This is a genomic window from Dokdonia ponticola, assembly GCF_042653865.1.
Taxonomy (GTDB): domain Bacteria; phylum Bacteroidota; class Bacteroidia; order Flavobacteriales; family Flavobacteriaceae; genus Dokdonia; species Dokdonia ponticola.
Genome location: NZ_JBHSFV010000008.1, coordinates 137825 through 152255 on the forward strand (window position 1 = coordinate 137825; position 14431 = coordinate 152255).

Sequence of the window (14431 nt, forward strand, 5' to 3'; positions counted from 1 at the left end):
AAAATGATGTGTGTTTTAGTGATTAAAAGTTTAATCACTTTTAGAAAGAAAATGTCTCAACGTTTTCTTCTTTGATCTTTAATTGATCATTAATCCAGATAGAGTTTTCTATTTGAATCTTTACACCTTCGATGGTCGCATTATGATATAATGCTGCAACATCTATAGTACAGTTAAATTCTTTTCGAATTCTCGAAGTAATCTGAATAGCTTTTAAGCTATTTCCTCCCATCTCAAAAAAGGAGTCTTTAATTCCTACTTTATCTTTCTTCAAGACCTCACTCCAAATCAAAGCTAGCTTCTCTTCTATTTCATTACTTGGAGCCACAAATTCTACTCCTGACATGGGTTGGAATTCATCTAGATTAATAAGCGTTTTCTTATCAATTTTGCCATTAGGAGTTAGTGGCATTTTATCCATTTGAATATAGACTTCTGGTAACATGTAGAGCGGTAATTTATTTGATAAATAATCTCGTAATTCAGAAATCACTTCTTTCTTATCTGACACATAGTATATAATTAGTTGTTTTTCAGTATCTATATTTTCAGAGACAAGAGCAACCGCTTCTGTGATTTCTTCTTTTTCCAGCAATTGATTTTCAACTTCTCCTAACTCAATTCTATGACCTCTAATTTTAACCTGATCATCTTTTCTTCCATGAAATTCTATATTACCATCTGGCAACCACCTTCCTAAATCTCCCGTTTTATACAAACGTTCATTTTTATGAAATGGATTAACTATAAACTTCTCAGAAGTTAACTCTGGTCTGTTTAAATAGCCTTTAGCAAGACCTTCTCCCCCTATACAAATTTCTCCTATTACACCTGTTGGTAACATATGATTTATTGTGTCAAGGATATAAACTTGTGCATTAGGTATAGGTATTCCTATAGGTACTATCCTATCTTTTAGCATATCTGTATTAGAAATACAATATGTAGAACCACAGATACTTACTTCTGTGGGACCGTAAGCATTGTAATAAAATCCTGAGCCTAATGCTAAATATTCTTTTACACTATCGTATATTGGAGCTTCTCCTGCAGTAATCATAGTTGTTATACTTGCAAGTTTACTAATATCCATTAATTTAAGATATGCAGGAGGTAGTGTAGCTATATCTATATCATTATCTTGGATATATGTTTCTAATAATCGTGGATTATTACGCATTTCTTCACTAACAATATAAAGACTTGACCCTGACAATAATGTTATAAAGCTCTCCCAAATAGAAGCATCAAAAGAAAAAGATGCGAATTGTAAATTTCTCCTTTTGCTCCTTAAATCAAAAGCATCTATTTGAGATAGGATTGTATTAAGGATACTCTTATTAGCTACCATAACACCTTTAGGGTTCCCTGTAGATCCAGATGTATATATTACATATGCTAAATCACTAGAACTCCTCTCTATATGTAGTTTGTTTTTAGAATAATTATCCTTCTCAGATATAAATTTGGAAACGATATGATCATCAACACATAATTTACATTGACTATCGTTTTCTATAAATTCAATTCTAGATGCTGGATACTTTGGATCAATTGGCACGTATGCACCTCCAGATTTTAAAATCCCTAGAATAGTTACTAAAGTCCACTCATTTCTTTCGACCTTTACTCCTACCAGATCATTCTTTTTTATATCGTAATCTTTTACTAAATATTGAGCAAAACGATTTGACAATTCATTCAGTTGTTGGTACGTCAATTCTTTATCAAGATATACAATTGCAGTAGCATCTGGAGTAATTTTGACTTGCTTTTCAAATACATCTATCAAAGTGTCATAATTTGAATAGGCTATATCAGTAGCATTAAAATCATGAAGGAGTATTTGTTTTTCTTCTTTAGAAATAATATTTGAAGCCTTAATTATAGCGTCACTGTCATATATATAAGCATGTAAAAAATTATCGTAATATGTTATCAAATCTTCTACTTTTATTCCAGACTTAAGCATTCTATTTTGAGTAAATGTAATAGAGACATTTTCTCTTGTAACACTTAATGTAAGATCAAGAAATGTATTTGTTCTTTCAAAATCGTCAAAGGAAAAATCTTCGGCTTCAGTGGTAGATTCTTGTAGTTGAAAATCTTCATTATCATATAATTCATTAAGTATATGAAAATCTACATAATTAAATAATACATCAAAAAATGGATTTTTTTGAGATTTTTCTCCTGCTAGATCTGCAATACTATTTAGAGAGAATCTATCTTTTCCTTTTAGTTCATTAAGATCTGATTCTATAGATTTCACATACTCTAACCAAGACCCTTTCATAGAAGATTTCATATCATATCTAAAAGGGACAGAGTTTAGAAAACATCCTAATAACTTGTCTCCATCTTCTATCATAGGACGACGATGCGCTACCATTCCAAGTGTTATATCTTTTTCAAAAGAAAGCATACTAAGAATGTATAGATAACCACTAAAGAATAATGACTTAGGTGTTATTCCATCTTCTTTACATTTTTCTAAAATAGCTTTTGAAAAATCTTTGCTATATGCTTTTGATCTTTGAATGTCTATATACTCTTCTGTAAAAATTTCTAATCGTTTATGTCCCGCTACTTTATTTTTCCAGTATAAAATATTTTCCTCGTTTTGTAATTCTACAAGGTCTGACACTACACTATCTCTCATACTACATTTCAATTCAGATAATTTAATTTCTGAATTAGTTTCTAGTGCAGTATAAATGTCAAAGAGCTCAACTCGCATACTTTTCTCACTCCAACCATCTAATAAAGCATGATGGAATTGAAGTGCATAAATGATCTCCGTTTCATTAATCTGAAAGATGTTTATTCTCCATAAAGGGGCAACAGTAACATCAAAAGTGTTTTCTTCTCTTTCGTATTGTAAGAATTTCTGAACATGTGCCTCTTTATCTTCTTTACGCTGAGAGCTTATATCTTCAAACCCAATATGGACAGGCACTTCTTTATGTATTATTTGTACTTGCTCATCGTAGTCATATAGATGATATGATGTTCTTAGTGTCTCGTGTTTATGCACTAATAGCTTCATAGCTTCCGTAAGACGTTCTACATCTATTAGCCCTATTTGAAATAACCATTGGTCATGAAATACGCCATACTCTTTGTTTTCTCTCGCTAGTTGCCCTGTGAGAATCATACCCATTTGTACATCACTCATAGGATACACATTTGCTATGTTACTAGCCGATGGGTGACTATTAAGTACTGATGCTTCTAATTGATCTATAGCTGTTTCTATTTTCGCTTTAAGCTCTTTACTAAAAGAAGAATTATTTTCTTGAGTGGCTATAAATGATGATATTCCTTCTATAGTAGGGTTCTCATAAAAAGTTGCTATTGGAAACTCTAGGTTAAATAGTTTATTAATATCACTTATAAAACGAATCATTTTTATAGAATCACCTCCTAATTGAAAGTAATCGCTTTTAATACCTACTTGATCAACTTCAAAATGTTCTTTCCATAATGTTGCTAAATCCTCTTCTATCTCATTGCGAGGAGCTATATACTCAACACCACTAGAAACTTCGAGCCCTTCTACTGAAGGTAGCATCTTTTTATTCACTTTTCCGTTTACTGTCAATGGTATTTTCTCTAACTCTACAAAATGATTAGGAATCATATAGGCAGGTAATCTGTCTAATAAAAATCTGCGTAATTCTGTGATTGTGTTTTGTGACTCTTCAAATACAATATAGGCAGCCAGTTCTTTTTCTCCATTTGGCTTAGAAACTGCAATGACGGAAACATCATTTATATCATTTTTTGTAAGCAGTTGCTGCTCTATCTCTCCTAGTTCTATACGATATCCTCTAATTTTAACTTGATTATCTTCTCTTCCTAAATACTCCATATTACCATTTGGTAACCAACGGCCAACATCTCCTGTTTTATAAATCAACTCATTAGAATTGAAAGGATGTGTTATAAATCTTTCTGCCGTTAATTCTGGACGATTAAGATATCCTTTTGCTAATCCTGCTCCTCCTACACAAATCTCTCCAACAACTCCATTAGGAACTAATTTATTTGATGAATTGATAATGTATATTTCTGTATTTAGAATTGGACGACCAATAGATATATTTTCTTCTTTAAAAGGAACTTCATAAATCATACAACCTACTGTTGCTTCTGTAGGACCATATTCATTATAAATTTTTATCGCAGGATTGATATTTCTTAAGATATCTACATGATGTTGTAATAAAGCATCTCCTCCTACAATAGCCACTTCAAGTTGATTCGTATCTATTGTTAATTCTTTTAATACACTAATATGTGCAGGTGTTAATTTGATACACGATATTCCGGTTTCTATATATGTTTTTAAGGTTTTTGAGATTTCTCCTTGACCAAAAATTTGTAATGTACTTCCGCTTATTAAAGGGATAAATAAACTAGTCACTGTTAAGTCAAATGATAGTGATGTATATAATCCAAAGTTATTATTAGACAATTGATTTTCGTCTAGGTATGTATTTTTCCCCCAAGTCAAATAATTCATCAGAGAGCCGTGAGTTATCATAACTCCTTTAGGCTTACCTGTTGATCCAGATGTATAAATAACATAAGCTAAGTCTTTTCGCGAAAGCGAAACATCAACTACAGTATCTACATATCGATCTGACTCAAACTCAATATCAATGGAGAATAAAGTGCCTTCATACTCTGAGAAATCAAACATATAGTTTGTTTCAGTAATGACCATTTTTACTTCGGAATCATTGAGAATATTTTCTTCTCTAGAAGATGAGTATTCTGGATCTATAGGGACATAAGCGGCTCCTAATTTAAGTACGCCTAAAATAGAAATCACAGCCCACTCACTTCTGTCTAATTTAATTCCAATTAGATCACCTGATGAAATCAAATATTCATCTTTTAAACAATGGGCCAATTGATTAGACAAAGAATTTAACTCTCTGAACGTCAATTCTTTTTCTTCAAATCTTACGGCAATTGCATCTGGTGTTTTTTCTACTTGCGTATAAAATGCATCAAGGACGGTTACATCCTTATCTATCGTAGTTTGTGGTGTAATACTATTAAACTCTTTTAAAATACGCTCTACTTCTATTGATGTAAGGTACTCAAGATCATTTATTTTATTTGACTTTAAAATAGAATCTAATATAGTATCGAAATGCCCTTTAATCATCTCTATAATAGTATCAGACAGTACTTCAGAATTATACTCACAGGTTATGTGAATGTCATGATTAGAAATGTGATTTACAGATATGGTCAGCGCATAATTATTTTGCTGCTTCATCTGTATGTTATCGATTCCCAAATCTGAGTCTACCGATTTTATAGATTCTAAAGGATAATTTTCAAAAACGAGTAAACTGTCAAATAAATCTCGACCTATCACACTTTGCTTTTGAATATCTGCTAGAGAAGAATGTCCATACTCTTCTCGTGAAGTTGTATAACCTTTCTGAAGATTGCTTAACCAAGTTGTGATTTCTGTTTCTCCTTCTATTGTTGTACACAAAGGAATTGTATTGATATATAATCCTACTCTAGTTTCTACTCCTTTTAATTCTGTAGGCCTCCCTGATATTACAGTTCCAAAAACAACAGTTTGGTTATTTGTGTACTGCGATAATAAATAAGACCAAATACCTTGTATAATAGTATTAATGGTAATGTGATTATCCTTTGCAAATTTTTCTAGCTTCAGAACATAATCTTTCCCTTTTGATAATATCATATTTGTATTCCCAAAGGTTGTATTATGCTTTTCACTTGTATCTAAAAACGGAAGAATACTTGGAGATTCTAAATTACTTAAATGGTTTCTCCAGTATAAAAGTGTTTCAAAACGGTCTTTCTTTGATAGATATGTAATATAATCTTTGTAATCATCTTTTTGATTTGTAGTTACTGGAATCTCATCATGTACTAAAGACTGATAATTGGAAATAAACTCTCCAAAAATAATAGGTGAAGACCATCCATCTGATAATATATGATGGTTTGTAAAAATCAGCTTTGTATTTTCTTCTGATTGTCTTACTAGTGTTAATCTAAATAATGGTGCTTCTTCCATATTAAATGGTGTATTTGCATCCTTATCTATATAGCTCTTAATCTTTTCTGCTACATTCTCTTGTCCTCTATAATCAATTACTGTTAATGGAAGATCAATATCTATATACACACATTGTACAGGAACTCCCATCGCTTCAGGATAAAAGGAAGTTCTTAGAATACTATGCTTTTTTATAACAAGATTCCAAGCTGCTTTAAAATGATCCAAATTGAACGCTCCTTTCATATCAAAACTTAGTTGCAATATGTATGCATTTGCATCATTCCCATATAAGCTATGAAAAAGTAATCCTTCTTGTAAAGGACTTAGTTTATAGATATCTTCTATTTGATAGGTATGTGGTAATTCTTTAAATGTTTTTAATTCCTGATAATTTACGAGTCCATTTAATCCATAATCATTTGGAGTATATACCTGATTAATGGTACTTGTACAAAGTGAGATAACTGCTTCTAATGCATTTTTATACCCTGTAGCAATTGCGCTAATGGTATCTGAATGAAAACGATTTGCATCATAACTCCAGCTAAGACTTAATACGCCATCTACTATAATACAGTTAATTGTTATTTTGCTACCTGTATGATTAGCTTCTCCTATTTCTTTGCCTTTATTTTCTGGCGAAAAACTAAACGCTCCATCTTCTCCTTGTTCCTGACCTACTTGGCCTAAATAATTAAAGATAATCTGCTCTGTATCTATAGATAATTCCTCACGGATATTCTCATCTGTAGATAAGTAACGTAATACCCCATACCCAATCCCTTTAGTAGGAATTGCTCTTAGGTTTTCTTTTGTCTCTACAATAGTAGTCTCTAAGTCATTTTCAAAATTCTTTAAAGCGACTGGATACAAAGTAGTAAACCACCCTACCGTTTCTGTAATATCTATATCATTAAATAGCTCTTCTCTCCCGTGACCTTCAAGTCCTATGACGATCTCATTATGACCAGACCAACTAGATAAACTAGTCGTTAATGCAGCTAGTAATAAATCATTGATCTCTGTGCCATACGCTTGATGCGACTCTTGTAATAAAAGTTGCGTTTGCTCTTTTGACAAACTCACTGTGTAATGCTTATTTTCTGCATGCGTAGTGATTCCATCATAGGAAGTGTCTTGCGGGATTACGGTAGCTTTTGATGCTACAGACTTCCAGTATGATTTTTCAGAGATTAATCGCTCGCTAGATGCATACGCTTGTAAGCTTTGTTGCCATTGTCTGTAAGACGTTGTCTTTTCTTCTACAGGAAGTTCTTTTCCTTCAAGGAGTAAAGACATATACGATGAAAAGTCTTTTAAAATGATACGCCAAGACACACCATCAATAGCGAGGTGATGCACCGTTATAAATAATCTATTAGATACTTCTTCTGAAGGCGTTTTTATATACACAAACTTAGAAACAACACCTTCCTCAATAGACAAACTTGATTGATATGACGTACAAATATTTGTTATTTCCTCAGAAATTGACGTAGCTTCTTCTTCTAAAGTTACCATTTCTACTTCAGGAATAGATGCATTATACATTCCTGTATGTGTATCACCCTTCAGTTCATATTGTAATCTTAATGCATCATGTTTTTTGTATACTTTGTCAATAGCCTGCTCAATAACATCTGTCGCTACTTCTTTTGAAATATTTAATAATACAGACTGATTATAATGGTTATAGGCTACATATTCTTTTTCAAAAAAGTTATGATGGATAGGTAATAATCCCATGGCTCCTTCTAGTATACCTTGTTCACTAATGATAGCTACTTCTTTGCCTATTGATTGTGATAATCCGTCAATAGTTTGGTATTCAAAAATATCTTTTACTTTAAAAGATATTCCTTCTTTTTTGGCTCTACTTATTAATTGGATAGCGATTATAGAATCACCTCCTAATGAGAAGAAGTTATCATAAACTCCAACCTCATCTACTCGTAAAAGTTCTTGCCATAACTGTGCTAGTTTTTGCTCTGTTTCTGTTCTTGGAGCTACATATACACTGGTCTTTATATCACTATTTACTGGATCTGGCAATGCCTTTCTGTCTACTTTCCCATTAATACTTAAAGGAATCTGATCTAATGAAACATAGATCGAAGGCACCATATATTCTGGTAATTTAGCCTGTAAATATTTCTGAACTTCTACTTTATCAAGCGTTCCCTCTGTAACAACATAGGCTACTAGGCGTTTGGTCTCTCCATCTTTTCTGGCTAGTACAACGGCTTGTTTTACTTGAGAAACTTCTTCTATACAGTTTTCTATTTCTCCTAATTCTATTCTGTATCCTCTTATTTTTACCTGATGATCTTTTCTGCCTAGGTATTCTATATTTCCATTTGGTAACCATCGTACCAAATCTCCTGTTTTATATAGGTTTCCGCTTTCGCGAAAGCGGTCTCTTATAAACTTTTCTGCGGTTAATACTGGCTTATTAAGGTATCCTTGAGATACTTGTACACCCCCAATTAATAACTCTCCTACAACGCCAACAGGTTGTAAATTATTAGAAGGGTTTACAACATACAATTGTGTGTTTGCAACTGGTTTTCCAATAGTTACTCCTTCTTCATCTGTATTTACAGAAGTTAAATCTATAGTCGTTACATCTATAGCAGCTTCTGTAGGACCATATAAATTATGGATATGCGTGCTTGTTAATACGTTTTTAAATTTTGAAACAACCGCTGAAGATAATGCTTCTCCGCTACATACAACATGCATAAGGCTTTCCAGTTTTTCTACTGCTAATGACTCTAAGAAAACTGTAAGCATAGAAGGAACAAAATGAACAATTGTCACCTTATTCTGAGCAATCACTTCTTGTAAATACTCTGGATCTGAGTGACCTTCTGGTCTTGCCATAATTAAGCTACATCCTGCTAATAATGGCATGGTAAGCTCCCAAACAGATACATCAAATACATAAGGTGTTTTTTGCAAAATCACCGATGATGATGTAATCGCTAGCTCGTCTTTCATCCAAAGTAATCTATTCAACAATCCAGAATGCGCATTTAGCACCCCTTTAGGATTCCCTGTTGTTCCAGAGGTATAAATACAATAAGCCGTATGTTGAGGTGTTACTTTATATGCTGGTGCCTCTGTAGCATATACATCATAGGGAAATGTATCTATATTGATCACTGTACAAGAGTCAAATAAAGATATGTGTGCATCTCCACTAATCACGTATTGTGCTGCGGTATCTTCTAAAATGTATTCGATACGTTTTTGAGGATATTTTGTATCAACAGGTACATAAGCGTTTCCTGATTTTAATATTCCTAGAATACTAATAACCATCTCAAAAGAACGATCAGTACAGATAGGAATTAATGTATTCTCTACTCCTTCTGAGGCTAAATAGTTTGCTAATTGATTTGATTTTCTATCTAATTCTCCAAAGGTTACTGTATCATTTTCATACACTAAAGCCACTTTTTCAGAATCATTTGCTACTTGTGAAGCAAATAGATCTAATACAGTCATATCATTAGGATATGCAGTAACTGTATTATTAAAGTCCTCTAATAATAATTTATTTTCTTCTGATGAGATATAAACTAAATCATCTATATGTTGCTGTGAAGACACTAAAGCTTCTGCTAAGAATTTCTTGAAATGCTTCATAAAGCCTTCAATCACTTCTTTGTCATAAACGTCTGTATTATAAATGACGTCAAAAACCATAAAACCATCTACTTCTCTAAAATTAAATTCTAGATCAAACTTGCTTAAGAATATTCCTTTATCTGCTACACCTTCTTGGTATGAATGTACATCTCCGCCTGTATTTTTATCTTTCATATTATGCATCACTAGCATAATATCAAATACTGTATTTCTACTTACGTTTCTTTTAAGTTCTAAATCCTGAACAAGTTGATTGAAAGGATAGTTTTGGTATTCAAAACCTTTTAAAGTAGTCTCTTTTACACGTGTAAATAAGCTCTCAAAAGTATCTGTAGTTGTTACATTGTTTCTTAATGCCAACGTATTTACGTAGAATCCTATTTGATTTTCTAAATCTGGATGATCTCTTCCTGCAACAGGAGTTCCTATAATGAGATCTTCTTGTTGTGTATATCTATATAGCAATGCATTTATAGTCGCTACAAGCCCCATAAAGAGACTTCCTTTTCTTTCTTGACAAAACGTGTTGAGTTTTGTTACGGTTTCTTCTGATATACTCGTTGTAAGTCGCTTCCCGTTATTTGTTTTAAGAGCAGGTCTCTTTTTGTAAGTAGGTAAATCTACTACTGGCAAATTACCTGATAATTGATTTGTCCAGTATTCTTTGCCTTTACTAAATGAAGATTCTTCAGATTGGTCGAGTTGCCAAGCAGCATAATCTTTATATTGAATTCTTAGTTCTGAAAACGGAATTTCTTTTCCATCATTAATTGCCTGATAAGCTGTTAAGATATCTTTAGAAAGTACTCCTAATGACCACCCATCACTAATAATGTGGTGCATATTATAATAAAAAACAGCACGATCATCTGCTAGTTGTAATACAGCAACTCTTAATAAAGGTCCATTTTCTAAATCAAATGCAGTGAAGGTATCTTTTTGAATATAACTAGCCACTGTATCTTCTTGACTAGTACCTTCAAGGTTTCTAAAATCTTGATAGTCGATGGCAAAATTTACTTCAGAAGCATCTAATATCCACTGACGTATTTCTCCTAATTCATTCTCTCTAAATACCGTTCTTAGAATTTCATGACGTGCTATCGTTACTTGAATAGCTTCCTGAAGATTTTCTAAATCATAAGAACCATTAAGTGCTACTTGAAATGGCATATTATAAGCGATAGATCCTCCTTCTACTTGATCTAGTACCCATAAGCGTTTCTGAGCTGATGATACTGGATATGAATCTTCTTCTACAACTTTTTCAATTCGTTGGTAGCTTTGATTTGTATCACTTCCCTTTAAATAACTTAATAATGCTTCCTTATTGTTTTTGATTTCCTCAACAATATCTTTAGGTAAGCTATCCCCATTAAATTTAATCTTAAGGTTATCATTTTCGATATGGATATGGATGTTTTTGTCTGCTAATTTCTTTAATAACTTATACATGGTTATATATAATTAAATTACTATTTCACTATCAAATTCTTGATTTGAGCTTACTTTTTGAATATCTCTTACATCAACGACTTTTTTGATCTCTTGGGCTATATCTTTTATTGTGGCCGATTTAAAGAAATCTCTAAGTTGGAGTTTCACGTCAAATATTTTATAAATATGATTTATTACCGTTACAGCTTTTAAACTATTACCGCCTATTACAAAGAAGTTATCCAGTGTTCCGATGGTATCTATCTGTAAAATCTCTTCCCAAATACTTACTAATTTTTCTTCTAGATCATTTGCAGGTGCTCGATATTCTACTCCACTAGACAGGTTTTCACCTGTTTCTAAGAGTGTTTTCTTATCAATTTTACCATTTACTGTTAATGGAATGCTTTTTAGTTGCACATAATAACTTGGTAACATATACACTGGTAGCGTCTTTAATAAATGCTCTTGTAATGAAGTAGCACTTTGGGGTATTTCAGAAACAACGTAAGCTATGAGCTCTTTGGCTTTATTTTCTTCTGATGTTGCGATTACAACAACATCTGTTACACCCTCTTTTTCTCTTAGATGTCGTTCAATAGAACCTAGTTCTATTCTATACCCTCTTATTTTTACTTGATCATCTTTTCGGCCTAGGTACTCTATATTTCCATCAGGAAGCCATCTGGCTAAGTCACCTGTTCTATATACTTTACAGTTGCATTCAGGAAAATCTTCTATAAATTTTTCTCTTGTTAATTCATCTCTATTAAAATATCCTAAAGACACTCCAGATCCCCCAATAATAATCTCCCCTACTTCACCTACTTGGCATAAATTATCATTCGCATTCTTAATAAAGATTATTGTATTAGCGATTGGTTTTCCTATCACTATTTTTTCTTCATTAAAAACCTCTTTTACAATACATCCTACAGTTGTTTCTGTAGGACCATATTCATTAAATATTCTAACATTAGGATTAATGTTTCGGACAATATCAACCTGGTTTTTAAGAAGTTGCTCCCCTCCACAAATAATAGTACTTATGTTGGTAGATGTAATATCCAAATCCTTGAGCAAGGATAAATGTGCTGGTGTCAACTTTAAAGTGTCTATAGAAGGATCATTAAAACTTTCTTCTAGTAACTCACTAATATCTTTTGCTTCATTTTTAATGTTTAAGACTCTTCCTCTTGTTAAACTTGTATATAAAGAAGTGACTGTAAGATCAAAAGAAATAGATGTAAGCAATGCCCAATTACCACTTTCACTATCATTAAAATAGTAGTCATTTGCACATTGAATATAATGAACCAAATTACCGTGTGTAACTAAACATCCTTTTGGATTTCCAGTAGAACCCGATGTGTATATACAATAGGCGACTTCTTGTGAAGTCACACATGATTTATAAGCTATAAACTCATCTTCATATATAGTTTCATCTGAAGGATTAATAACTCTTAGAGAATTTGTGCTTTCAGACGTTATCCCATCTACATCACTGATTAATAGTTTACTCTTACAATCTTGTAGAATAAATTTGATTCTATCCTCTGGATATGTTTGATCTATTGGGATGTAATAGGCTCCTGTTTTTAAGATCCCTAACATACTGATTACATACCAATCAGAACGTTGTAGTAGAATACATACTGGGTCTCCTTTTTCAACAGTACACTTTTCTGATATGTAAGTAGCAAATTGATCTGAAAGTTCATTGAGCTCTCTATACGTGATTTCTTTCTCTCCATATATAAGGGCTGTGTTTTCAGGATTATTGACAACCTGACTTTCAAATAATTCAAGTATGGATTCCTTATTTGAGTATGCCTTTTTTGTAGCGTTTGCAGTTGTTATAATGGTATTTTCCACCTCGCTTAATTGTACTTTTGTAGCTGTATCTACATTGAAATTTGTTACATATTTTTTAAGTTGACTCTCTAATACATCAATATCTTTTTCAGTGTATCTTCCTGAATCGTAGTACATATCTACAGCAATACTATCCCCATAATCAACACAACTTACTTTTAGAAAAAAAATATCTCCAACGGTGTGAAAATCACTGGCGGTAAAACCAAAATAGTTTTGATTTTGTTTGGTATAATTTTTAATATTTACATACTCAAAATTATAATTAAATGTTTTGTTATTATTTGATTCTGAACTCTTCCTATCTAAAGAAAAATAGTCTGCCCAATTTTCTACTTGTTTTATTTGCTTTCTTACTTCTTTAATTCCAGATATGACATCTAAACCTTGTGGTATAGCAAGCTTTATAGGTAATGTTTTAGTAATTAACCCTAGTGTAGCATTAAGCTCTTCATAGGCTCTTTTGGGCTGTGCATATCCTATGGTTATTTGGTCTTCTGTAAATACAGATAAAAAAGAAGCATATTTATATAATAATGCATCTTCTAATTTGACATTATTATTTTTACAGTTATTCTTGAAGTTTACATACTCATCGCCTTTTAAGAAACCTATTTGTCTTCTTTGTGGAGCAAATTTTTGACTCAGAGTCTCATTAACAAAAGGGTCTATTTTCTGACCAATTTGTGGTTTGTATGCTTCCCAAAAAACAACTGCTTCTGCTTCTGGGTTTTCTATTAATTCATTTTGCCAAGCTGCGTAATTAACGTACGCTATACTTTCTTCTACTTCTTCAGCTACTTCTAAATTTGTATGAATAGCTTTTGATAATTCTTGACAGAATAAAGAAATACTAAAGACATCTGACCAAAGAGTATATAACCTTACATACACTTCTTTCACGTAAGTGTTCTCCTTTACAACACAGAATCTAACAGGTACATTTTCATAAGTATTATATGCTTTATCTAATTGCTCTGATAAAACATTCAGAAAATCTGGCTTTGTACTGTCGATCTCTACATAATCTATTTCTTCTTTTTCTGAAGCAAATTGTACAGGAAAAATATAATTTTTAGGCATGAGAGTTTTAAATCTCAAAACCTCATGCTTTTGTATTACTGACATCAATGCGCTTCGTAATTGATCACACGAAATTTGTGTGTTACACTTAAGTGTGAATTGACTATAAAAAACGGCGAGATTATCCCTACCTATTTGCCATAGGTTTTTCTGGTTTTCGGAAAGCTCATATCCATCAATATTTTTGGAAGTATCTGAATTCATAATACTGTGTTATTTAATTAGTTTTTCTAATATTGAGTATTAGACTATTACATTTATTTTTAAAAGGTGAAGTGTATATGAGGTGCTCATCCTTGAATTTGGAACAGAACT

The 14431-nt window shown here is 32.2% G+C and carries 2 protein-coding genes; both read right to left on the reverse strand.

All coding sequences use genetic code 11. The features are described from left to right. Positions 1 to 40 precede the first annotated feature (40 nt). Complete coding sequence (locus ACFO3O_RS13730) at positions 41 to 11173, reverse strand: amino acid adenylation domain-containing protein (protein WP_379979754.1); 11133 nt, start codon at positions 11171 to 11173, stop codon at positions 41 to 43. A gap of 12 nt (positions 11174 to 11185) precedes the next feature. Next, entirely contained in the window at positions 11186 to 14320 is a 3135-nt protein-coding gene (locus ACFO3O_RS13735) for an amino acid adenylation domain-containing protein (RefSeq protein WP_379979756.1), read from the reverse strand. Positions 14321 to 14431: the final 111 nt, after the last annotated feature.